Raw genomic sequence first — 23,896 nt, 5'->3', positions numbered from 1 at the left:
ACATCAAAGCCCACAACGGGTTTATCTGTAAGGTGCGGTGACTTTATCTTACCCTTCCCCAAAAAACCTATCTACAGCTCTGATGCCCCATTTTTAATCAGACGTATTTGAAACTCTATCATCTCCATATAATTATCTACACTTATTCGTTCATCAATGCCATGGACCCTGGAACGGTCTTCGTGGCGGGCGCGAATGGGACGAAAGCGATAAATATTAGACGTTAAATCATGGAAATGGCGGGCATCGCTGGCGGCAATAAAAAGGGATGGGGAAACCAGTACCTGGCTGAATGATTCTTCAATGGTCTTTTTCAGCATTTGGTAGGGGGCCGCCCCTGTACTGGAAACCGGAGATGGGTTACGTGCCCGATCTAATACGCGGACCTCTATATTATCATTATTAATTCTATCACGTACGTATGCTACCACATCTTCAACATTATCATTCGGATGTATCCTAAAGTTGATAATTACCCTTCCCTCTACGGGCAATACATTTTCCTTGAAGCCCGCCTCAAAGATCGTTTTGGCTGCAGTAGTACGCAACGCTGCATTCGTGGCGGGATTTTTACTCAGTTTACTTTTGATAATTCCCCTGAATAACCAGGTATTGTTAAACGCCAACCGCTGCGTATATGTCATATAGGGAATAAGCGGTTCAAAGGTATCAACAATTAATCCGCGATAGCTTGCTTTCATCGGCTTACGTTCAATGCGATTGACAGCCCTGCTAAGCGTTCCAATTACCGAAGAACGCGTCGGCATCGATGAATGTCCCCCATCCTGCGTATATCTAAGCTCAATGTTGATGGATCCTTTGGAAGCCACTCCGATCATTGCCAGGGGAACCTCTACATTCTCGAGAATTTCTTCAGCAATGGGCAACCCCTCATCAACCAAATACGCCAATTCTATATCCTGTTCTTTTAAATGTTCTGCTATTTGTTGCGCTCCACGAACTCCGCCTACCTCTTCATCATGATGTAGCGCAATGTAAAAGGTACGCTCCGGCTGGAACCCCTGCTCTGTCAAATATTCCAGCGCCTCCATTGTTGACATTACCCCACTCTTATCATCGAGGGCACCACGCCCCCATACAAAACCGTCTTCAACTTCACCGGAAAATGGAGGGTATTGCCATAATGTATCATCACCATATTTTACCGGCACTACATCATAATGCCCTATCATCATCGCCGGCTTTAGTCCGCTGTTACTTCCCTCCCATTTGTAAAGTAAACTATACTGACCAATACGTTCACGTTCGATATTATCGTGAATACTTGGATATTCTACCTCCAAGAAATCAATAAAATCTTCGTAAGCCTTATAATTAATCTCTGAAGTATCTTCCAGCGAGACCGTTTCATGTCGGATACTTTTACTTAATCGCTTAATTACCCCCTCTTCACTAAGATCATACGAATGAATTGATCCAGCATGTTTTTGGCTGGGCTTTTTTGTTGAAGCACATGAACTAACCAGAATACTGACTACTATAAACCAAACACAATGGGAATATTTCATATGTAATAAATGTAAGGTAGTAAAATTGAAATAATATTCGATATATATACTTAACAAATGCATGAGATAACGACAAATGTGGTACTACTATCCAAGCATTAATCTACTTTAAAAGAGGCACGCTTTGGAAAGCCTATAGGCCATAACATTCATACGTCGCCAGGAGAAGTTCGAGTACCGCTGCATTTCTCCCGGTAAAGGCCGTGGCAGCCACTTACTCAACATTCGATTGCCTATCAGAAAATATAGGGGACCCTGCCTGCGTTGAGTTTACTTCGGATTCCTATTGGCCACTCTGATTTTCTGATTCTTTTTAGTTACTCTCGGCTGCAAAATCATTGTCGCTCAAAACATCGGATAAAATGCATTGCTCAATATAACTACGCTGGCCTGACTTTCCCGGAATTCGTATGATCAGATAAACTTCACCAGCCACAAGAACCTGAATCGTTGCCCGTGGCTCTACCGTTGGCATATCAACCCCTCGTTCCTCACTAAGACATTTCATATGCTTGCGCGCTCCTCAGGATACGGCTTGCAATGACGGTTGGCGGATTCAAGAAATATCTCTTGCGCCCCACGCCGATCATTTTCACGTTTTAGCGGTATAGTGAACACATGAAGTATATAATCGTTAGTACAACTCTCATTGATAACAGGTTCTGAAACAAATAATGAATTCGGAATAACTATCATCCGCCCCATTCGCTGGTGAGTAATCTTCTTTCCCGGTCCTATCTCCAGAATGGTCGTGGCAAGCAGGTTTTGATCAATGACATCACCCCCGAAATCCTTAGTCTGAATACGGTCTCCAATATTAAATGAGCCGGCACCGGTCTTCAGAATAGATCCGGTAACACAAAGAATCAGCTCCTTATTGCTTTTTACTCACTCAATAATCCCTTGATACCAAACACAAACATGCGGCATGATTGTGTAAAAAGTCTATTAGTCATCACCATAGAAGTAGCTTCCAGATCCTTCAATTTTCGGTTCTTTATAGCCTGAGAACTTTCATTAATACATTTAACATCATAATCATCTACGCTATCAATAGCATGATTAAAATCCGTAATATCACCCCTTCTTTGTTCAACAATGGGATCCAAATCATTAAATAACTCCTCCAATCTTTGTTGGAAAATGGAGAGTTGTTCAGTCAAATAGGTATTACTCGAAAGCTCGAACTGTTCGAGCTCATCACGCACTTCTTTTAAGTTTTTAGTCGCATTCATAATGTTCCTGCTGGCTCTAAGATACTGATCTATTCTTACGGCCTCCGTATCGTCAAGCTGTTTCCCATCAATCATGGAATAGTATTCAAAAATATTTCCATGCAGTTCTTTTAAACGTTCGTACACTTTGTCTACTGAACCAGGAATCAAGGATTTTAATGGAGGTTGCTCGACATAGGTTAGGTTTAGTGACAGCGACAAATTATATAAACGGATTAAGTAGTATCGGGATTCAACATATTGATGTAGAATTTCTTTTTTAAACGCTTCCAGGGCCGCATCTGATACTTCTGGTGATGTATTTTGGATATAGTGAGTAAGTATTTGTCGTGGTTCCTGAAAGAGTGTATTCAGCTTATCCGTAAATATTGTAATGAACGGTAGGAAAAGAATAATCCCAATTAAATTAAACAGAGTATGGAACATAGCGATTCCCATAATAGCATTTTGATTCCACCCCAATCCATTTTGTATAGCCCATACCAATACGGGTAACAATAAAAATACCACTATTCCAGTAACTATATTGAAAACAAGATGACCTATAGCAACTCTCTTTTTTATTGGGATACCACCCAAAGCCCCAAGCATAACCGTGACCGTTGTACCTACATTAGCGCCTATAACCATGGCGGCACCAGCTTCAAATTCTATCAGCCCACTGTAAATACCGGAAAGGATAAGAGCAATGGTTGCTGAACTCGACTGCATAACAGCTGTAAATACAATTCCTACTAAAAGGAAAATTAGTAAACTGTATCCCGACAACATTGTTATATCAAAAATTTGGGTGATTTGATCTACACTTGTTTTCATATAATCGAGCCCGTGGAACAGTAACCCAAACCCAATTAAAAGCTTACTGGTATATAAATAGCGGGGAGCACTGGAAAAGATTATAAATCCAAGTCCACCAATAGCTATTAAGGGAAGTGCAAAGCTTTCGATGCTTATTTTAAATCCGAAAAATGCTACAATCCATGCCGTAATTGTAGTTCCAATATTTGCACCAAGAATCACACCAATGGCATTATTTAAACTCATAATTCCAGCCCCAACAAAAGCTAACACCATGAGGTTTACAGCAGAGCTACTCTGTAATATCGAAGTACTCAGAGCACCGGATAGTACTGAAGATATTTTGGTCTCAGTATAGCGGCGTATTAAGGTTTTGAACGCTTTGCCGGCAAGTTCCTTGATGGATTCCTCCATCAGAAAAATGCCAAACAAAAAGATCCCCAGTCCCGCCAGCAATTTCCATAAGTTAAATGTTTCCATTGTTGTATAAGACTTAACTCAGAATTTTATTGCTAAATTGTCAGCCATAGTATCAGTGTGATCAAAAACGGACTAATGGCGGTGATTGAAAGACCGAGAAATCGAAAATCGGCTTGTTTAAGGTACTGTGTAGAAAAGACTAGCGCATTGGGCGGTGTGGATATGGGCAGCAACAAAGCAGTTGAGGCCGCAAAACCTAATGCCACAACCATCACCAACACATAAGGCGGAGATACCAGAATGGCACCCAGGGGAATCAAAATGCTGGCCGCCGCTGTATTGCTCATTATGTTGGATACCAGGCTTGTTATAAAAACCATCATTAAAATAGAAATAATGGGATTGGTAAATACCGGTATCTTTTCTACAAGCCAGCTTGCCAGACCGGAGTCGTTAATTGCAATGCCAAGCGTAAGTCCGCCTGCCACCAGTATCAGGGTATCCCAGGGGATCCACTTAATTTCTTCGGATTGTATGATGCCAGTTGCCGTAAAAATTACAATCGGAATAAGCGAAACGACTGCTACCGGGATCATATGAACAGTGGATGTCATCCACAATCCAACAGTTAAAATAAATGTACAAACTACAATTACCCGGTTTTCAGTGGTATTGCGATCAGCCAGTTCACGGGGTGTGGATTCCTCTTCAATAATTACATCGATCTGCTTTAGATCAGTGCTATAAATTTTTGTGAGAACATACCAAGAAAATACAATAAGAATAAGTGCCGTAGGAATACCCGGAATCATCCAATCAATAAAAGTGAATTGATAGCCTGCTGATTGAAGGATACCAAGCGCTATGGCATTGGGCGAACTTCCGATTACCGTACCGATTCCACCGGTGGTGGCTGCTGCAGCTATCCCCAACATCATTGCTTTGATAATAGGCTCCTGTTTGCCATATCGTTTCGAAAACGGCATAACAATGGTAAGCATCATGGCCGTAGTGGCGGTGTTCGAAATAAACATGCTCAAGACACCTGTAGTGAGCATAATTCCCAGTAAAAGCCGGTTGGGTTGTCCCCCAAATTTCTCAAGAATAAAAGTCGAAAACTTTCTATCAAACTTCGTGATTTGTGCTCCCATGGCAAGAATAAAACCACCGAGTAATATCCAAATAACTGGACTTGACCAGGTATTGACATACTTTTCCCAGTCTTCAGTTATATGAAGCGGGGCCGGGCTTTCAAGAAAAAATACGGCCAGACCGATAATTAAAAAACTGACCGCAAAGGGGGGAATGGCTTCTGATATCCACAAAGCTGAGGCAACTAATAAAATGAACAGAGCATGTCTGGCAGAAGGAGTAAGATCAGCAGGAGCTAAAAAATAAACAATGCCAATACTGCCTAATATTGTTAAGACAAGCAGTGTGAGATTACGAGTTACCGGCCACTTTATTTTTTTGATATATCTGTTAGCAGCTGTTCGTGAATCCGCAAACGAAAACCGCTTTAACCTACTTAAAATACGTAGCTTCAGCATGGTTTAGATGAATTTGGCCAATCAAGTGATATAATAGGGCTTATTTAGTAGTCCCAATGTAAAGAAGTAAGAGTTAGCATGGTAACCGTCTTCTACTTTTTTAAACGACTTGGCAACTTACTTTGGGCAGGACTTTTCAATGGCGTAATTCCTCGAGGAGCTCTTTACTGTAGCTTTATTTTGGGATAAACTCTTACCGTGGGACGTACAATCATGCCCGGTGACTGATCCTCCGTAAAATAAGCGGTCGTCCAGTTCCACATCGTTTTAATAAGATTCCGATAGTTGATCAGCTGGAAAAGGTGTACAAAAGCCACATATAGCCAAAGCTCACCAACCGGTTACGGTTTTAGAAGGGACTGTTAGATCAGCAGTCCGGTAGTAATTTTGACGGTATGTTTGTTGCTTTTAAACATCCTAAATGATAGGTAAGAAAGGGGGGGGGTAATATCAAAAGTGTACAACAGGCAGCTCTGTAATCTTTAACCCCGTTCAAAAAAATACGTCTAATTCTAACATTTTGTTTTAAATGTAAATACTTACACCTTAAATAAGATTGTGATTAAATATTGAGAGGTGGTCACTATGTACAAGGATCTTGCCGACGCCGTTGAATCGTTGAAGGAACAAGGGTATACCAATATTTTTGAATTAGAAGATGACTGTATTACTTGCAAGTCATTACAAAAAGAATTCAACCCCGATGAACTGACCATCGTCGAGTCTCACCCTTTTGATCAGGGAACAGACCCCGGGAGTGAATCAAGCGTACACGCCATCACAACTGAATCAGGGGACAAGGGATTCTTGGTCATTTCCTACGGCATGTATGTGGAACCGGGAAAGGCAACTATCATTGACCGGTTATTAAACAATTCGGAATAGTTTCGGCCTTATCATCAGTTTAGCCCCTAAATGAATTCTTCCTTGGAGAAGCCTGCCTGCGCAGAGCCTTTAGAAAATAAGGCTACCATAGATACAAGAGCTTCGGCGAAGGCTGGGAGGTTAGGAGGATGGGGTTTATGATTAAAAAGTGGTTTTAATCAAACTCACTGAGCAGATCCTGCACCTCAAGCGGCTTGCTGACCATCTTGACTGAGCCATCTTCGGTGTATTCCCATTCCTCACGGGGACGATCGCAATATAGTTCTACTCCATTGCCATCCGGGTCTTCCAGGTAGATGGCTTCAGAAACGCCGTGATCACTGGCGCCGCTGATGGGATATCCTTCATCGATGAGGCGCTGAAGAACTTCGGCCAAGTCTTTCCGCGTGGGATACAAAAAAGCGGTATGATACAAGCCGGCGCTATTGCGCGGCGCGGGCGGTCCGCCTTTGCTATGCCACGTATTGAGACCAATATGGTGATGGTATCCGCCGGCCGACAGAAAAGCCGCATTTTTGCCGTACATGGTCGTCAGTTCAAAACCAAGCAGATCGCGGTAAAACTCCAAGGCCCGGTCCAAATTTGATACCTGAAGATGAATATGTCCAATACGTGTATTGGCTGGTGTTTTGTAATCCTTGTTCATAATCATCAGTTTTCTTTGATGGAGATCTACAAGACCCCGACAATAATCGGGGCCTTATACATCGCCCTTAAAAGGGGTCTTATTTTTTTAGCGTAAACTCACCGTCGGCTTTGATGCGTACCTGATTACTGATCATGGGCGGCGGGAAATCTCCTCCGAGATCAAACTCCGACCGATCGATGGTACCGGTGATTTGAATACCTGATTTAAGAGCACCATTCGTCATATCATTTTGGATATTTCCGCGATACAACATGGTTACAGTTACCGGCTTGGTTATCCCAAGCAGAGTCAGATCGCCGGTTAGCTCGTATTTGTCATCAGCAATTTCCTTAATACCCGTACTCTTAAATGTCATCGTCGGATATTTTTCCACGTTAAAGAAGTCAGGACTTTTCAGGTGATTATTGCGCTTTTTCACGCGGGTATCGATAGAAGCCGTTTGCACAGTGAGTTCTACCTTGGCATCACTGAAATCTTCTTCAGAGGCTTCAATGGTAACATCGTAATCTCCAAAATACCCGGGAACATCAGCAATACCCAAGTGGGTTACCGTAAAGCCGAGCTTTGAGTGCGCAGGATCCTCTACCCAAGTATCCTGGGCAAAAACGCTGATTGGTAGAATTAAGAGGAAAAAAATGAAAGTTAACTTTTTCATGATGGTTAAGTATTAGTGTATTGATTTATGATTATTTAGGTACAATTGTTGTATAAACTATTGTTCGACAAATTGCTTTATAAAGGTCTTGAGTCCGGTCGGTTTGCGCCCGAGCAGCTTTTCCATGTCATCAAAAGTAAAATCAAGGCCACCGTTAACAAATGTTTGCGCCGTCATTACGCTCATGGCAACCTGCTCTTCAGGCAATCCTGCTTCGTTCAACCCTTGCTCAAATTCTGAAGCAGAGATATCGGTATGGTTGATTTCCTTGCCGGACGCTTTACTCAGCATACTGGCAATTTCATCAAGAGTGTAAGCCTGATTTGATGTAATTTCATAGATGCTGTTTGCATGTTTTTCGGTATCAGCCAATCCGTTAGCGAGGGCTTCGGCCATCTCTGAGCGAAGCGCCAAATTGATGGGGTTCCCATCCGATGGGAAAGCCCACTGGCCCGTATCCATAGCTTCTCCCAAGAATAGAGGCAGAAACTCCATATAGAATGCATTGCGATAAATTGTATAGGGAATGCCGGACTCCTTTATAAGCTTTTCGGTTTTGGCATGATCCGGTGAAAGCGGACTCAACTCTTCCTCCGCTTTCACTATACTGGTATAAAAAATCTGCTGCACACCCCCTTTCTTCGCAGCTTCAATAACGTTATTGTGCTGTTGGGCTCGTCCCTCCAGCGTGCTCGAGGAAATCAAAAGCAGAGTATTAACTCCCTGAACGGCCTCTTCGATAGAGGGATAATCCGTATAATCGCCAATTCTTATTTCCACGCCTTTTTCTTTTAACTCCGCTCCCTTTTCTTCATTTCGGACGAGTCCGGCGATATCCTCATTAATATTTTTATCCAGTAAAAAATCGATCGTTTGTGATCCTAAATTTCCGTTTGCTCCAGTGACAAGTATCATAGTGTCAATTGTTTGTTGTTCATTTAAAAGTGTGATTTAGTTTCGTAGAATCTTCCATCCGGCCAGCCCTGTGGAATCACCCGAAAGTTCGGGTGCCCACTCTGTGACATTCCACGGGGCCAGCCAGTCGTCATTGTTTCTGATCATAAGCTGTATAAGTAACAACTGCATACGTTCCAGCGTGCCGCTTACTGACAAATCTCCGGCAATAATCGGGTTGAATCCCACTGTTTCTACAAGTTCAATGACGGATTGTAATGCTTCCTTCTCATTGCCCGCAATAAAGGCATCGGCCTGCTTACCATCGATGATCGGCTGCTGAAAATCAGCTGCAAACGTGGTGTTGAACGCTTTGATGACTTTGGAGTGTGGCAACCATTCTTGCAGCTCTTCTGCTGCACTTGTGTCCGAGGTTGTTGTCAATTTGCTAAAATCCTCTTCCACGGGATTGGCTATACTAATCACAATCTTCTGGGTAGCTACATCCCGTATCTTGTCAGCTATTTCTTTTTCGGCCTGGTGTGGAACGGCCAGAATAATAATATCGGCCTCCCAACTGCACTCGTGGGCACAATCTATAGGTACTACATCAGCGTTTGGATGATCCTGTTGAATCTTCTCTATTAATGACTCCAATTGGTCAGGATCTCTGTCAAAAAGAAGAAGACGATAGTTTCCTCCCGCAATACCTTTTGCAATGGCAGAGCCCATATTTCCACCAGCTCCAATAATAGCGATTGTTTGTTTTGTGATGGGCATAGTGATTGCTCTGTTTACAGTTTCATTTTGTTACTGCAAACATAGCGCTCTGGCGCTCCCTTGTCATTGATATGTGGTAGGAAACACTCTTGATATATATCAATAATATGGGCATTAGATTATGACTGTTAATTGCCACATGTTTTGCCTACCATATTAAGATCGTGATAATAACACTACAGGTTTACTATTATGGATATTCAACACAAGACAGGAGAAAGCAAAGGATCCTTTTTTATCGAAGAGGACGGTAAAATAAAAGCCAAAATAACCTACTCGGAAGCCGGACAATCAAAGATTATCATTGATCACACCGAGGTTTCCGATGAGCTGCGGGGCAAAAGTATTGGAAAGGCGTTAGTTAAACATGCGGTGAACTATGCTCGCGAAAATGAATTGAGAGTAATTCCACTCTGCCCGTTTGCCAAGTCAATTATAGAAAGAGACGAGTCGCTCCAAGATGTATTAAAATAGTCGTTTTTTGTCTAACCACTGAAATTCCCGCGAACGCGGCTCAGTGTTTCGGGACTCATCCCAAGGTAGGAAGCCACCAGGTTCAGAGGCACGCGATTCATAAATTCGGGATTGTCTTTAATCAGGCGGGCATATTTTTCTTCGGCCGTAAGTCCCAATGCATTTTCAACGCGCTTCTGCAGAGCTACATACGCATTTTCGACGATGATACGATGGTAGCGCTCGTAGGCGGGAATTTCCTCGAGTAGTTTTTCATGATTCTTTCTATCCAGAACCAGCAGCTCGCTATCTTCCAGCACCTCGATGTTTAGCGTAGATGGATTATCAGTAAAAAAGCTTTGCAGATCTGCAATCCACCAGCCGTCAAAGGCAAAGCGCAAAACATGCTGGTTACCCTTTGAATCCACAGAGTATGAATATAAGGCTCCTTTCTCCACAAAGGTCAATTGCCGGCAAACGTCTCCCTCTTGAAGCAGGAATTGCCGTTTAAGCATTCGCTTCGGACGAAAATTATTCTTGCAGAGTTCCCACTGCTCATCAGTTAGTGAGACATGCTCCTGAAGACTTTCTTTTAGTTGCTGATACATTCGTTATCAACTTTGGGATTGTCAGGTCGTTTATGCACAATGAACCATCAAGAATATTTGAAAATGTACAGGGAATTATCAGGAAATAAAAAAGCGGATATCCTCCAGAAGAGAATACCCGCTTGGTATGTGTAGGGGACGTTAGTCGGTGCTTTAGCTCTGAATAAATTGAACATTCAGCTGCAGTTTAATTTCATCTCCCACAACCACGTTTCCAGCTTCTGTTACGGCACTCCATGTTAGGCCAAACTCTTTCCGGTTTATGGTGCCCTCGACTTCAAATCCTGCTTTGGTCTGACCATATTGATCACCGACCGTTCCACCATGCACAACATCTAATTTAATTTCCTTGGTTACGTCACGGATTGTCAAATCTCCGGTAACTTTGTATTCCCCGTCTCCGACTTTTTCAAAGTTTGTAGACTCAAACTTAAGTTTTGGATATTCTTCAGTATTAAAGAAATCCTCGGACTTCAAGTGCTGATCGCGATCTTCATTATTCGTTGAAATACTGTCAATATCGGCAGTAAATGTCGCTTTAGCATTTTCAAAATTATCACCGTCGGCTTCAATTTGTCCATCGTAAGAACTGAAACTTCCGGTTACCGTCGAAATTACCAGGTGCTTCACCTTGAACTGTACTTCCGAGTGCGCCGGATCAATTTTCCATAAAGTTTTCGCTGTAGTAGTCATAGCAAAAATTATTTTGATGTTAAACTATTTTGTTCATGCATAACATAGCGAACCCTCACAGTAACACCATTGATATATAACAGGAAATACTCTTGACATATATCAATCCAGAACTTGCGGTGAGTGTAAAGTCTGCGCTTTCGGATCAGGCTAATATTGCACTGGGTAATGTAGTGGGGAGTAATATTTTTAATGTATTGTTTATCCTCGGTATTTCGGCATTGATTGTGCCACTGCGCGTCTCAAAACAATTGATTCGGCTTGATGTCCCTCTGATGATAGGTCTTTCTGTTGGCGTCCTGTTGTTTGCGATGGACCAAAATATCAGCCGGTATGATGGTTATATCCTGCTTGCGGGCCTTGCCGCATACCTCGGATTTTTGATTTACGAAGGACGCAAAAACACCGGTACTCACAACGGCCCATCCGATGAAAAACGTAGCCTCAACCAAAAAAAGATACCGGCAAGAACAATCGGCTTTAAAATATAGGGTTCATTGCCGGGGGACTTGTATTATTAGTTATCAGCTCGCGCTGGCTCGTCGACGGAGCGGTTTCTTTTGTGCAATATCTGGGCGTCAGCGAGCTGATTATTGGCTTGACTATCATTGCAGCCATTCGGGGTGAGCAGGATATAGCCGTAGGCAATGTCGTAGGGAGCAATATTTTCAATATTATGGGCGTACTTGGAATTGCCGGAGTAATTGCCCCGGCGGGTATCGAAGTCTCTGAAGCTATTTATCATTTCGACATTCCCATTATGATTGCCGTAGCATTTGACTGTCTGCCCATATTTTTTACCGGCGGCACCATTAACAGGTGGGAAGGGGGGGCTGTTGATCTGTTACTATGCAGCCTATACGCTGTATCTTGTCTTAGCCGCAACCGAACATGAGACCTTGCCATTATTTAGTACGGTGATGCTCTATTTCATAATACCCATCACTGTAATCACCATCATTATAATTGCAGTACAGGAATATCAAAACAAAGGTAAAACCCCTATAGAATGACATTCACTTCTTTTTGCAACATTGTCTAATCTACAATCTATCGGTTAGTCTGATCGGTGGTTTCTTCAGACTCTTTCTTTGCGGCGAAATCATTATTACTTAATACTTCCGAGATAATAGATTGCTCAATAAAGCTGCGTTGCCCCGACTTCACGGGAATTCGTATGATCAGATGGATCTCACCGGCGGCCGGAACCTGGATGGTAACCCGAGGTTCTACCTCCAGGATCGTTGTGGCAAGCAGGTTTTTGATCGATTACGTCGCCCCGAAAATCCTTGATCTGTATCCGGTCGCCAATATTAAATGAGCCCGCGCCGGCTTTGAATATAGATCCGGTGACGCAAAGAATCAGCTCCTTGGTAGCTACAACAAAAGCCACCACAATTGCAACGATAGACAATGCGAGAGTTCGAAGCTCTTCACCCCAGATAAAGAGCAGTCCCAACAAGAGTAACAGAAGTAATCCATTACGCGACTGAACCAGCCACCGACGCCAAAGCTCCGTGGAAGATACGCTCCGGCGGATATATCTCGAAAAGAGCCACCGCAAAATTATAGTTACAAGAATAAGAATGGCCGTACTGATAAACATATTCGGCAACGAACCTGATACGGCAAAATCTTCCAGCCACTTGGAGATATTTTCGAGCATGAATCTTTAATTCTTTAACAAAAATTGATATTCATGCATATAATATACTCTTGCAGTGCTCACTGCAAATCCATTTACAATGTGTCTCTCTTGATACTGAATATATCCGATTAATATATAATTAACATTTCTTGCAAATAGTTACCGTTAGAAAATTGAAAATGGGTATAGAGCTAAGCTTAAATGCTATAAAGCCAGTACTTGCACACTGATAAGAAACACTACACCTTCTTTCAGGGGGTACATTATTTCAACTCCACAACGCGGAATAAGTTATGCAGTTATACTTCCTGCAAAACACTCATGCGCTCATTTCTCAACTTCTTGAAGTAGGTGGGCGATAATCCGGTATGCTTTTTGAACTGAGCAATTAAGTAATGTTCATTTTTATAACGAAGTTTTTTGGAGATTTCCGACAGGGACAGATTATCATACAACAGAAGCTCCTTTACACGATCTACTTTCTGGAGGATGATGAATTGCATAATTGAGATCCCCTTTACGTCTGAAAAGATCTTTAATATCGATTCACTTCCCGATCCAAGGCTTCTGTCAATAATATCATCAAAACTCAGGTTGGGCAATTCATCGGAATCATGCACCACTTCAATCACAGTGTTTATGATGCGGTCGATAAGCATACTGTCATTTTCATCAAGCAGTTCTAAGCCCAACGCCAACAACACTTCATCCAGCTCCTCAAACTGAGTCGGTGTAGTTTCTCCAAGAAACTCTATGGCACCGTGTGGCGAAACAGCATATTTTAGGCCCGCTTTTTCAAGTTCCTCTTTTACTGTCATTTTACACCTAAGACTCACCATGTATTTCACATACCGCTTTGTAGATCCCATACTTAACAATTGATCATCATTAGTTTTTAGTTCATTTACACTCAAAATTAAAATGGGAAGACCGGCGCTCTCTCTTTCCACCCGTCTTCCCATGTGTACCCAAATCCATCAGCTCACCTCTTCATATCCACTCTTTATTACCGTGGATATCATTTTAAACCGGTCGTTTGCCTTATATGAATTACGTGCGTGAGCCGGTATGATTATTGACTGCCCTGTATCAAGGAGTTTCGATTTCCCATCGATTATAATCTCCGCTTTCCCATCAATAATCTGTATAAACTTGTCGAAAGGAGACGTTTTCTCATCCAGTTTTTCACCGGTATCAAAAGAGACCACATTGATATTACCGGTCGCCTTCTTAATAATCGTTTTAATCACCACCGAATCTGGGACATATTCGATAATTTCGACAATGATCATCGATTTTGATTTTTCAAGATCTAATGGTTCTTTCATTTGATTACGATTGCTTAAAGGATTTCTGAATGGTAAAACATCCGGTTACTGATCACTCATCTTATTACCATTCACTTCGTATCTCTCAAACAATAATCAGTAAATTATGGGGAGGATGCGTTACACACTTACAAAAGAATCCTTACATAAATCACAGATTGGCGGAGAATCTTTTCAATCCTCCAGCAATGGCCTACATCCCCAGCCTGAATGGGTGTCTGATGCAGTAGCACGTCTTCCAAACTTGGCCGGCTTAAACCATGTCTCAATTCCCTGCGTGTACTTTTCAGCATCAAAAAAAGAAAACTGTCCACAGTCTGTATTTTGATGGTAAGGATCTATGCGAGCCGTATCTTTATAGGATGCAGTACGGTCATCAAGTTCATCAATATATCCCCGCATAGATTCAAAATCATACTCGGCAAGTGTTATGGTGGTTTGTATTTGATCCTCAAGACGTTGAAAGGTGTCATTCGCCAGCGAATGTGCTACCTCATCGGGCGAAACTCCGGGATTGCTCTCCAGCAGTCCCAGTTGTTCGGTATCGATATGCGATAAGTGCAGGTTTTGAGGAGAGGCAAGCAGGTGATCAACGAATGGCATGAGGTGGGATGCCATGGCCGGAGTTCCATTATTACAGGTAGAAAGCACCACCAGGTCAAGGATTTGATCATCTTCCATTAAAAATTGCTGTACCCCACCTGCAAAAGAAGCAGTATTTACTTCAATATCCGGCAGAGTTCGGTGGTAGCCTTCTCCATTATCACTTGGAATCTCATGGCCGAAATAAAGAAAGTACTGTTCCTGATCATTACCAGTGATATCATTTTTATATTTATTATAAAGCTGAGCTTCGGTAGTGAGAAAAGGCTCCTTTTTGTTGGAATGACGATATTTAACCTGTGTGGTTTTCTGTCCGTTCGTGTAGTGATAAAACTGATTACTCTTTCGGGGGAACAATCCCAAAAACTTCTTCTCAGGACGTTGGTAAAAAATAAAAACTTCGCCCGAGGCTGCATTTTCGGCAACTTCGAGGGCCGTTTCAAGTACTTGGGAATTAGCCCGGATCGGCTGCCCATCGGGATCATGATAAAGGTATCCGGCATCAGCGTGGATGTAATAAATCACTGAATATTTAACAGGCTGATCGGATACATCATTTTTCACTAATTCATTGGTAGAGCTGCATCCCGCAAAAAATATCCCTGCAATAATTAAGCAAAAGATTAGATTTCTAATCACTATCATAGTTCAGAATAATAAATACATATAACAATCTTCGTCTCGCTGAAAGAGATTAAATCAAATCTTCGTATTTTTTTGTAGCTACTACAGGAGTATTAAGATCAGAACGATTAAAAGAGCTGCTGTCAAACCAATGGTTATCGTTCGGTCGGCTTGCTCAAAATACTGCTGCGAATAATCTGAGAAGTCGTTAAGGGCTTTATCCTGGACCTTATCAAAATCATTTCTCCCATTTAGCTCGGCTTTCTTTTCTTGAATATCTCTCTTATAAGCTTTGAGCTGAGCAATTTCATCCTCCGAAAGATTCGCTTTTGATTCTATACGTTTTATAACCGTAATCATATTGCTAAACGAATCATTTAACAGCATTCGTTTTTCGCCTGCATTCTCAGTGCTTTGGACTTCCTGAACAGTTTCGTTAAAGCTCTTTTTAAATTTTTCTGTAAGATCAAACGACTGTGCAAAAGCAACAGACTGGAAGGCAAAGACGAGACAGATAGTAGTGATAAGTTTTTTCATCATGAAATGGATTTCATTATATAATTGCAGCTATTCATCTATAATTAAAAGTGGATAATAGTATTATTGATATATTGCAACAGACAACCATTATATCTTTTTGAAAGAATGTTACATAAATCACAGTTCCTCGAGAGTCTTCTCTCGTTTATCTTTCAGCTCTTTAAAATAGGTGGGCGTAAGACCGGTAATTTTTTTGAATTGGTTTGACAGATGAGCAACGCTGCTGTAGTGTAGTTGATGAGCAATTTCGGTCAGGGTCAGCTCATCATACAAAAGCAGTTCTTTAACCCGTTCAATCTTGTGCATGATAATGTATTGCTGGATGGTCATCCCCTTCACTTCCGAGAACGTATTGGACAGGTAGGTATAATCGTATCCCAGTTTTTCGCTGATGTAATCGGAATCATTTACTTTGGGAACTTCATCCTCGTAGTGGATCATCTCCACAATCACACTTTTAATTTTTTCTACCAGGATATTCTTCTTGTCATCAAGAAGTTCCAAACCAGACTTTTTGAGGTTCTTCGCAAATGTTTCCAGCTGCTCGTCGGTAATATCATCTTGTATTTCTACCATGCCAAGGTCAACCGATACACAGTCTATACCCAGCTTTTTTAGCTCGTCCTTAACCAGCATCTTGCAACGCAGGCTTACCATATATTTAATGTACAGTTTCATACTGTGCCATTTTAAAACCTTGAGCAAAAACAATTAGAAACCAGCCTATATACATTACGTTACTTCACCTCATAACCTGGCGATCATTTTATGAATCAATATGTCCCTACTTTATTTATCACAATCATATAACATCATGCAATTTCTTGATATCAAATCTTGTAGTACCATTTTCGTTACTCGGCTTTGTACATTTTTATTTGAGGTTAGAAGTCATTAACCCAACACAAACATAGTCCATATTGGGGGAAACTTGGTCATTTTTGTATAATCCTAACGATACCAATATCACCTGATAATCTTACCAGATCATTGAAAAACATGCTATTCAATCCACCACAGAAGGGCGACCCGGTGTTAAGTGAAAGTAGGGAATCAGGCTTCATTGGATGACATATCCTTATATTTGTCCAGTTTGTTATGAAGCGTTTTTCGGGTAAAGCCAAGTATTTTAGCCGCTTCGGTTTTATTATTATCCACAGAGTTCAAAGTACGCCCAATAACATGTTGTTCAATTTTTTCCAGGCTGGTTCCAATAGGTATTTGTATCACTTCATTTGAATAATGGTTCCCGTTTACCGGCAAAATCTCATTTTCATTCCGAATTCTGGGCGGCAGTTGCTCTAACTCTATTTTACCCCCCTCACACAAAACCATGCATCGCTCTACTACATTCTTTAACTCACGGACATTTCCCGGCCAGTCGTGTCCCATAAAAGTTTCCATACATTCTTCAGAAAATTCCATCTCATGAAGACTATACAACTCCTTATAGCACTCCTTATAATAATTCACCAATAACGGGATATCCTCTTTGCGATGCCGCAGCGGAGGGATAAATAATTCAATAACATTTATCCGGTAAAACAGATCTTCCCTGAAACTCCCTGATTTTACCTGGTCGATAAGCACCTTATTTGTCGCTGAAACCAATGAAATATCCACCTGTATTTCTTCGGTTCCTCCCACCCTGCGAAATGAACCGAGCTCAACAACCCGCAGTAATTTTACCTGCATGGGTTGAGGCATTTCCCCAATTTCATCTAAAAATAATGTGCCTCCGTCAGCCAGTTCAAAACATCCTTTCTTTTGTTCATGGGCCCCCGTAAACGCCCCTTTTTCGTGTCCAAATAGTTCGCTTTCAACAAGATCTTCGGGAATAGCTCCACAGTTAACAGCTACCATGGGTTTATCCTGGCGGCTACTGAAATAATGATATAGCTGAGCAATAACTTCTTTACCCGTGCCATTCTCTCCTGTAACCAATAGCTCAGTACAGCCTCTTTGAGCCACCTGTTTAACTTTCTTGACTAAATCTATCATCACATCATTTTGCGTCAAGAATACGGGCTTTTGATTAACTTTTTTCTGTTTCATTTTCTTGATTGTTAATTAGAAAAACCACTACGTCTTACCCTATCTGCTGCCTGATATTTTTTGGACAGGCCTATTTTTTATTGCAAGTTTTCAAAAAACGAGAAAAAAAATGCGGGGTCTGATAAACCCCGCATCTTTTTATAATATGTTCGGTTAACCCGAACATCCTCTCTCTATAACTGCTTTAGCTTGAAACTCTTTCTGCGTTACAAATCTATTGATAACAGCAAATAAATGAGCTAAAATTTAATGCTACTTTTTTGTACTAATTATTCCTACAGAACCATCCGTTACAAGTTGTACCCATCCATCAAGTTATTTACCTGGATTACCCACATTAAATGCACATATACAGCCAGCAATTATGCCAAGAGGAAGGCAGCCAATCGTATTTTAAGCTATTTAAAAGGGTTGTTAACCACTATTAATGAGGTGGGCAAAAGACCAAATATATCTGTTTGATACAGCTTTTAAAGCTGTACCAAAAAAGCTGTACCAAACAAAAACATTAGATATAATTCTAAATATCAAACAACCCTATTCAATTAAATTATTTTCAATAGCATAGCGGGTCATTTCTACATTCGAACTTATATTCATCTTCTCTTTTATGCGCGTCCGGTAAGTATGGATGGTCTGCGGACTCAGCGAAAGCTCCTCGGCAATATCATTTACATCCTTACCCGATGCAATCATGCACAATACTTCAAACTCCCGATCCGACAGGGCCTCATGGAGGGCTCCCTCTTTGCTACTATCTACCTGGGAGGCCAACTGTTCGGCTACTTCCGGCGTGATATATTTTCGATTTTCGGTCACAATCTTGCGAATAGCTTTTAACAGGTCATCCGAAATACTTGCCTTGGTCAAATAGCCAAAAGCCCCGGCTTTTAGGGCACGAATGGCAAATCGCTCTTCAGAATGAATACTCAAAATAAGAACTGGCAGGTTGGGGTAACGATCACGAAGCTCTTTTAACAGTTCGAGTCCACTTTTCCCCGGCATTGTGATATCCAACACTATAATATCCGGTGTTTTTTCTTCGAGGATGGCTAACAACTCATTTCCGTTCTCTGCCTCTCCGATTATTTCCAAATCTATCTTCCCATCAACTACCTTCTTGACTCCCTCCCGAATAAAGGGATGATCATCTGCAATTACTACTTTTATCATCTAATTCACCATACTTTTTTAATGTGATTATGCATCATGAAAAGAACAACTTATCCCTATTCCCTTCCCCTTTATAATTTTATGAGGCTGCTTCTTCCCTTGCTGTCCTGCGATTAAGATAAAATAATTTAATACAATTCTTTAATTTTTAAACACACATTCTATTTAATAAACCTCTCATACTGTATAAGAGGCATTTCTACACCCGTTTAAATACATTTATTTCAAAAATTTAATATCTCATACTACATCAAATACATTCAATTTTACTATTGTATTCACTTTGCTATTTCAACGGTTCCCAACTCTCGCAAAATTGATTTTTTATATCCTTAGAAAAGTAAAAAATTGTACCTTATAGCACTTTGTGCTAAGGTATAAACTTCTTTATCTCACGTAGTAATAATTTAGAGCAGCACCATTCAATGATTAAACATCCCCAAAATAAAAAACAAGATAATGATCTAATGGTAGTAGGGCTCGGGGCATCGGCGGGGGGGTTGGAAGCCCTCGAATCTTTCTTCGACGCCATGCCCGAGAATCCCGGAATGGCTTTTGTCGTCATTATTCACCTGTCACCCGACCATGAAAGCAGCATGGCCGATCTGCTGCAGGAGCATACCTCCATGCCCGTGACACAAGTTTCCAGAAAAACGCGAATGGAAGCCAACCACATTTATATTATCCCCCCCGGACAACTGCTTACCGTAGAAAATAAGGATCTTATTTTATCTGAGGCTGACAAAAAAGATAAAAAGCTTACGACTATAGACCTATTTTTTCGATCGCTGAGCACGGCTCTCAGCAGCTATTCTGCCTGCGTTATCTTATCCGGAACCGGAAGTGATGGGAGCATCGGGCTTAAGAATATAAAAGAATACGGCGGAATCGTAATCAGCCAGGACCCTGAAGAGGCCTCCTATGACGGTATGCCTCGCAGTGCTATACAAACAGGGCTTGTAGATCTGGTCCTCGCGGCCAAAGAAATTCCAGCCAAACTAATTGAATACCGGGAGAGCCTTAAAAAGATAAAAATTCCGGATTCCAAAAAGCTGCCGGAAGATGATTCCAAAGTGCTCAACAAAATATTTGGGAAACTAAATACTAAAATGGGTCATGATTTTTCCCAGTACAAACGCTCATCTATTCTTCGCCGGATTGAGCGCAGAATGCGTATCACGCATATAAATACACTACAAGACTATCTCGATTATATAACCAATACCCCTTCTAAGATTAACGATCTATTCAAAGATCTACTTATCAGCGTAACTAACTTCTTTCGTGATCCGGAGGCATTTGAAGAACTCAGAAAAACCGTTATTCCCGAGATTTTTGAAGATAAAGATTCCGAGGACAGTATTCGCGTATGGGTACCCGGTTGCGCAACGGGAGAAGAGGCCTACTCGCTGGCCATCCTGTTGTACGAATATGCCCAAAAAATTCAAAAGCCGCCAAGCATCCAGATTTTTGCCACCGATATTGATCATGATGCACTGGACATGGCACGCAGAGGCAAATACCCGGAATCTATTGCTACAGATATATCTACCAAACGTCTTGCCCGATATTTTACCAAAGAGGGAATACAATACCAGGTAAAACAAAATATAGGCAGCCTGTTACTGTTTGCCGATCATGACCTTTTAAAAGATCCTCCCTTCTCGAAGCTGGATCTTATCAGTTGTCGAAACCTGTTGATCTACCTGAATCGCGATATACAATCGGAGGTGTTTAACCTTTTCCATTACGCTCTAAAACAGGAGAAATGGTTGTTCCTGGGCTTGTCGGATTCAACGTTAGAAGCCACCGATCTGTTTAATTCCGTAAACAAGAAATACCAGATTTACCGGCAAAATACATTAACCAAATCCAAGATTCGCTTGCCGCGTTATCCGCTTTCCAATGAAAGTACCAATCCCAAAGCATTACGCAGCCGACAAGAGAACCACAGGGAAAAAACCAATATTGAAAACCTCCACCATAAGCTGCTATTCAAGCAGTACAAGCCTGCCAGCGTCATTATTAATAAGAATAACGAGGTACTCCACTCAACTTCTGACATCGATCGGTTTCTAAAATATTCTGGCGGAGAGCCGAGCCAGAATATTATGGACATGATCGTACCCGAATTTCGAAAAGTACTCAGTCGTCTTCTATTCCAGGCCAAGCAGGGGGAAGTCCCGCTGACATCAAAACAAATAAAACTCAATATTGAGGATTCCACGAGTTACTATAAAATCATCGTCCGAAAAATAATGGAGCCCAATGCTCCGGAAGATTTACTGCATGTTACCTTCATGAAAGATCCCGATACCTTCAACAGCCAAACGCCCAAAACCCTGGAGGAGGTTGATGATGTATCAGCAGAAGATGCCGATATTATTGCAGCCTTGGAAAAAGAACTGGAATACACCAAGGAGCAGCTCCATATCACCATTGAGGAGTACGAAACCTCCAATGAAGAGCTCCAGGCTTCTAACGAGGAGCTACAGTCGATGAACGAAGAGCTGCGATCGACAACCGAACAGCTCGAAACCAGCAAAGAGGAACTGCAGTCGGTTAATGAGGAACTGAAGAGCGTAAATACTGAGCTTGAGAGCAAAATAGAAAAGCTCAATGAGGCGAACAGTAATCTCAAAAACCTGATGGAATCCACCGATATTGCAACGCTGTTTATCGATGGTAATAACTGCGTACAATTTTTTACTTCTGCGGCAACCGATCTTTTTAATCTAATCCCCTCCGATACAGGACGACCTTTTGAACACATCACCCACCAGCTCCATTATAATTCCATAAAATCTGATATTGAGCAGGTAAATGAAAACCTTGAAACGACAAAAAAGATTGTAGCCGATGACGAAGGCCACCAACACATTATGCGGCTGCGACCTTACCGCACTGTTAATGACAAAATTGACGGTGTAGTACTTACTTTTGTGGATATTACTCCCCTCAAAAAAGCTGAAAAGCAGCTCAGGAAAGAAATTGAACGGAGTGAAACGCTACAAAAGCAGATATTAAGCAATAGCCTGGCCGAACGCTGGGAACTCGGGGAATACCTGCATGACAACCTGGGGCAAATTCTTGCCACTATAAAAATCATGATTCATGAACTCAAAAATGAACTCACCGACAACGGGGAAGATAACATATCTCAGCCCCTCAGTGAGATTATTAATGAAATAAAAGATCTTATAGATCTCGAAATTGATAATATTCGAGACCTGAGCCACGATATTATACCTATTGATGTAGAGCAGGAGGGCGTCTCGCATGCATTCACCCTTCTTATGCGCCGCTCGCAAAACGTTCATGATCTGAAATGTACCCTCGAGTCTGATGGAATTTTAGATCAGATTACCAACAGGGAATTGTCTACCAACTTATACCACATTACACAGGAATCTATTAAAAACGCTGCTATTCACGGCAAAGCAGAACGAATTCTTGTAAATATCAAAAAAGAAGATGAGCAGCTCCATTTACAGATTAGGGACGATGGTGAAGGGTTTTCCCCCGAAGAAACAACCAGCGAGGGCATGGGATTACAAATAATGAATCATCGCGTAGATTTACTGGGAGGCGCTTTGACTATTGACAGACTGCCCGAGTCGGAGGAGTTTACAACCCGTGTGAAATGTACCTTCCCGATAAAATCTATCCTACAATAAGTAACAGCGTTCCAAAACCTTCTTTAAGTGGGCTGTAAATATTTGTCCGGGACAGACCAATATCAGCCTTGCGGCCTACTACACCGAAGTAGTTAAGCTATGCAAGCTTTAATAAGGCCGTATACAAGTAAATGTTAAGGTTAGATAATAAACCGATCAGCTCAAAAGCCAGAAGGGGATGCCAAGGGGTATGCCCTAAATGCGTGAATTAAGTACCTTTATCAAGGTGATACCGCAGTGCCATTTGTATGCATATCATTACTTGTTTTTTGGGTAATGGCTTATCAACTGGAAAATATATTGCCCTGTTTCCTTCGAATTTTAGATCATCGCCAAACATTGTTCTAAAGGTACTCACTAACGTTGTATTGCAACTTACGTACATACCTATTTGATCTGGATTTTTAGGTTTCCAGTCAATCCTGATTGTTGTCCCACTTTTTGTTTGTGAGGTCAAATACGCCGGTTCGCCCCATTTTAAGGTCTCTTCCAGTTTTCCAACCCCCTCTGTATTTTTCGCCACTTCATAAATCAAATCGCGAAGGTTCTCCATTCTGGGTTTGATTTGATCTGGATATGAACTGAACTTTTGTTGGACTTTACATTTCATACGTGTTCTCTAAATTTAAAGTACCTAACGATATGACACATAAGCTGCAGGAATCTACGAGGGCAGGCACCGGAGTGTAGGTTAATTATAAAATGAAAGATTAAACTTAACATAGAAATTAGCAAGACTTGTCCGCCCCACACGTGGGTTTATAAGGCTATTGAATAGCTTATTTTTTTATCTTTTTTGTTTGTTTAAAAATATCTGATACCTGTTTACGGTTTTGATACGGCTTGAGTTTACTAATTAAATCATCGTGTTCTTTACTGTTTGCCCATTTTTTAAGCAGCCTTTCATTTTCAAATGTTAGTAACAAATGGGATTCATTTTTTGGAGGTAATTCTTCAAGAATAGAAATTGAAATAAAGCCTTCAAAATTTCGAAGAGTTTGAGCAACTTCAGCAACCCACTCTTCAAAATGATGTCGTCCCTCTTCGTTTAAAAAATGCTCAATATGTACAACAATCATGGAATAGATTATAATATAAT

Annotated in this window: 27 protein-coding genes; 5 read left to right on the top strand and 22 right to left on the bottom strand. The window is 41.4% G+C overall.

Going from position 1 to position 23,896, the window contains the following annotated elements; all coding sequences use genetic code 11:
- Window positions 1-71: 71 nt before the first annotated feature.
- From CK503_RS04855 to CK503_RS16060, 6 genes are all read right to left on the bottom strand, one after another.
- Window positions 72-1,529, bottom strand: a complete 1,458-nt coding sequence (locus tag CK503_RS04855) for a M20 family peptidase (RefSeq protein WP_176466213.1) — start codon at window positions 1,527-1,529, stop codon at window positions 72-74.
- A 313-nt stretch (window positions 1,530-1,842) separates the two neighbouring features.
- Window positions 1,843-2,037, bottom strand: coding sequence for a hypothetical protein (locus CK503_RS16255; protein ID WP_217988339.1), 195 nt, complete (start codon window positions 2,035-2,037; stop codon window positions 1,843-1,845).
- Complete coding sequence (locus tag CK503_RS16400) at window positions 2,034-2,303, bottom strand: hypothetical protein (protein WP_350354262.1); 270 nt, start codon at window positions 2,301-2,303, stop codon at window positions 2,034-2,036. The genes CK503_RS16255 and CK503_RS16400 overlap by 4 nt, the downstream gene beginning before the upstream one ends.
- A gap of 110 nt (window positions 2,304-2,413) precedes the next feature.
- The gene (locus CK503_RS04845; protein WP_095605673.1) at window positions 2,414-4,042 is read right to left on the bottom strand and encodes a Na/Pi cotransporter family protein; all 1,629 of its coding nucleotides are present in this window, start codon (window positions 4,040-4,042) and stop codon (window positions 2,414-2,416) included.
- Window positions 4,043-4,074: 32 nt separating this feature from the next.
- Window positions 4,075-5,532 carry an SLC13 family permease gene (locus CK503_RS04840; protein WP_095605672.1) on the bottom strand — a complete coding sequence of 486 codons (1,458 nt, stop codon included), beginning with the start codon at window positions 5,530-5,532 and terminating at the stop codon, window positions 4,075-4,077.
- 164 nt (window positions 5,533-5,696) lie between these two features.
- Window positions 5,697-5,849, bottom strand: coding sequence for a hypothetical protein (locus CK503_RS16060; RefSeq protein ID WP_176466212.1), 153 nt, complete (start codon window positions 5,847-5,849; stop codon window positions 5,697-5,699).
- 268 nt (window positions 5,850-6,117) lie between these two features.
- Here CK503_RS16060 and CK503_RS04835 point away from each other — a divergent pair, with 268 nt between their 5' ends.
- A complete protein-coding gene (locus tag CK503_RS04835) occupies window positions 6,118-6,417 on the top strand; it encodes a hypothetical protein (RefSeq protein WP_095605671.1) in 300 nt (99 codons plus the stop codon).
- 154 nt (window positions 6,418-6,571) lie between these two features.
- On the opposite strand, the gene CK503_RS04830 is transcribed toward CK503_RS04835, so the two are convergent.
- The 4 genes from CK503_RS04830 to CK503_RS04815 all read right to left on the bottom strand — a co-directional run bounded on the left by CK503_RS04830 (window position 6,572) and on the right by CK503_RS04815 (window position 9,395).
- Window positions 6,572-7,063 (bottom strand): VOC family protein, encoded by a 492-nt coding sequence (locus tag CK503_RS04830; protein ID WP_095605670.1) that lies wholly within the window; start codon window positions 7,061-7,063, stop codon window positions 6,572-6,574.
- Between the two features lie 79 nt (window positions 7,064-7,142).
- Window positions 7,143-7,721, bottom strand: a complete 579-nt coding sequence (locus CK503_RS04825) for a YceI family protein (RefSeq protein WP_095605669.1) — start codon at window positions 7,719-7,721, stop codon at window positions 7,143-7,145.
- 57 nt (window positions 7,722-7,778) lie between these two features.
- Window positions 7,779-8,636, bottom strand: a complete 858-nt coding sequence (locus tag CK503_RS04820; protein WP_095605668.1) for an SDR family oxidoreductase — start codon at window positions 8,634-8,636, stop codon at window positions 7,779-7,781.
- A gap of 36 nt (window positions 8,637-8,672) precedes the next feature.
- A complete protein-coding gene (locus CK503_RS04815) occupies window positions 8,673-9,395 on the bottom strand; it encodes an NADPH-dependent F420 reductase (protein ID WP_095605667.1) in 723 nt (240 codons plus the stop codon).
- Window positions 9,396-9,587: 192 nt separating this feature from the next.
- Here CK503_RS04815 and CK503_RS04810 point away from each other — a divergent pair, with 192 nt between their 5' ends.
- Window positions 9,588-9,869 (top strand): GNAT family N-acetyltransferase, encoded by a 282-nt coding sequence (locus CK503_RS04810; RefSeq protein WP_095605666.1) that lies wholly within the window; start codon window positions 9,588-9,590, stop codon window positions 9,867-9,869.
- 11 nt (window positions 9,870-9,880) lie between these two features.
- Here the strand turns inward: CK503_RS04810 and CK503_RS04805 are convergent, their stop codons facing one another.
- Both CK503_RS04805 and CK503_RS04800 read right to left on the bottom strand, forming a co-directional pair.
- Window positions 9,881-10,456, bottom strand: a complete 576-nt coding sequence (locus CK503_RS04805) for a Crp/Fnr family transcriptional regulator (protein WP_095605665.1) — start codon at window positions 10,454-10,456, stop codon at window positions 9,881-9,883.
- Between the two features lie 153 nt (window positions 10,457-10,609).
- Entirely contained in the window at window positions 10,610-11,149 is a 540-nt protein-coding gene (locus tag CK503_RS04800) for a YceI family protein (RefSeq protein WP_095605664.1), read from the bottom strand.
- Window positions 11,150-11,268: 119 nt separating this feature from the next.
- On the opposite strand from CK503_RS04800, the gene CK503_RS16250 reads away from it, so the two are divergent.
- Window positions 11,269-11,640, top strand: a complete 372-nt coding sequence (locus tag CK503_RS16250) for a sodium:calcium antiporter (protein ID WP_217988338.1) — start codon at window positions 11,269-11,271, stop codon at window positions 11,638-11,640.
- Entirely contained in the window at window positions 11,637-12,044 is a 408-nt protein-coding gene (locus CK503_RS16245; RefSeq protein ID WP_350354261.1) for a sodium:calcium antiporter, read from the top strand. The genes CK503_RS16250 and CK503_RS16245 overlap by 4 nt, the downstream gene beginning before the upstream one ends.
- Before the next feature lie 297 nt (window positions 12,045-12,341).
- On the opposite strand, the gene CK503_RS04790 is transcribed toward CK503_RS16245, so the two are convergent.
- From CK503_RS04790 to CK503_RS04755, 8 genes are all read right to left on the bottom strand, one after another.
- On the bottom strand, window positions 12,342-12,815 hold the full coding sequence (locus CK503_RS04790; protein ID WP_217988336.1) for a mechanosensitive ion channel: 474 nt from the start codon (window positions 12,813-12,815) through the stop codon (window positions 12,342-12,344).
- Between the two features lie 281 nt (window positions 12,816-13,096).
- Entirely contained in the window at window positions 13,097-13,666 is a 570-nt protein-coding gene (locus CK503_RS04785) for a helix-turn-helix domain-containing protein (protein ID WP_217988335.1), read from the bottom strand.
- A gap of 108 nt (window positions 13,667-13,774) precedes the next feature.
- Window positions 13,775-14,125, bottom strand: a complete 351-nt coding sequence (locus tag CK503_RS04780) for a cupin domain-containing protein (RefSeq protein WP_095605662.1) — start codon at window positions 14,123-14,125, stop codon at window positions 13,775-13,777.
- A 174-nt stretch (window positions 14,126-14,299) separates the two neighbouring features.
- Entirely contained in the window at window positions 14,300-15,373 is a 1,074-nt protein-coding gene (locus CK503_RS04775; RefSeq protein ID WP_095605661.1) for a hypothetical protein, read from the bottom strand.
- 81 nt (window positions 15,374-15,454) lie between these two features.
- Entirely contained in the window at window positions 15,455-15,892 is a 438-nt protein-coding gene (locus tag CK503_RS04770; RefSeq protein ID WP_095605660.1) for a hypothetical protein, read from the bottom strand.
- 117 nt (window positions 15,893-16,009) lie between these two features.
- Window positions 16,010-16,570, bottom strand: a complete 561-nt coding sequence (locus tag CK503_RS04765; RefSeq protein ID WP_095605659.1) for a helix-turn-helix domain-containing protein — start codon at window positions 16,568-16,570, stop codon at window positions 16,010-16,012.
- A gap of 375 nt (window positions 16,571-16,945) precedes the next feature.
- Window positions 16,946-17,947 (bottom strand): sigma-54 interaction domain-containing protein, encoded by a 1,002-nt coding sequence (locus CK503_RS04760; protein ID WP_095605658.1) that lies wholly within the window; start codon window positions 17,945-17,947, stop codon window positions 16,946-16,948.
- Between the two features lie 537 nt (window positions 17,948-18,484).
- Window positions 18,485-19,120 (bottom strand): response regulator, encoded by a 636-nt coding sequence (locus tag CK503_RS04755; RefSeq protein ID WP_095605657.1) that lies wholly within the window; start codon window positions 19,118-19,120, stop codon window positions 18,485-18,487.
- Between the two features lie 425 nt (window positions 19,121-19,545).
- Between CK503_RS04755 and CK503_RS04750 the strand changes: the two genes are divergently transcribed.
- Window positions 19,546-22,797, top strand: a complete 3,252-nt coding sequence (locus CK503_RS04750; protein WP_095605656.1) for a chemotaxis protein CheB — start codon at window positions 19,546-19,548, stop codon at window positions 22,795-22,797.
- Between the two features lie 208 nt (window positions 22,798-23,005).
- On the opposite strand, the gene CK503_RS04745 is transcribed toward CK503_RS04750, so the two are convergent.
- The gene (locus CK503_RS04745; RefSeq protein ID WP_217988334.1) at window positions 23,006-23,350 is read right to left on the bottom strand and encodes a DUF1801 domain-containing protein; all 345 of its coding nucleotides are present in this window, start codon (window positions 23,348-23,350) and stop codon (window positions 23,006-23,008) included.
- A gap of 226 nt (window positions 23,351-23,576) precedes the next feature.
- Window positions 23,577-23,876 (bottom strand): antibiotic biosynthesis monooxygenase, encoded by a 300-nt coding sequence (locus tag CK503_RS04740; RefSeq protein WP_095605654.1) that lies wholly within the window; start codon window positions 23,874-23,876, stop codon window positions 23,577-23,579.
- Between the last annotated feature and the right edge of the window lie 20 nt (window positions 23,877-23,896).

This window comes from Fodinibius salipaludis, from assembly GCF_002287075.1.
Lineage (GTDB): Bacteria > Bacteroidota > Rhodothermia > Balneolales > Balneolaceae > Fodinibius > Fodinibius salipaludis.
Note: the sequence above shows the minus strand (reverse complement) of the source record. Positions and strands in the feature narration are given on the sequence as shown.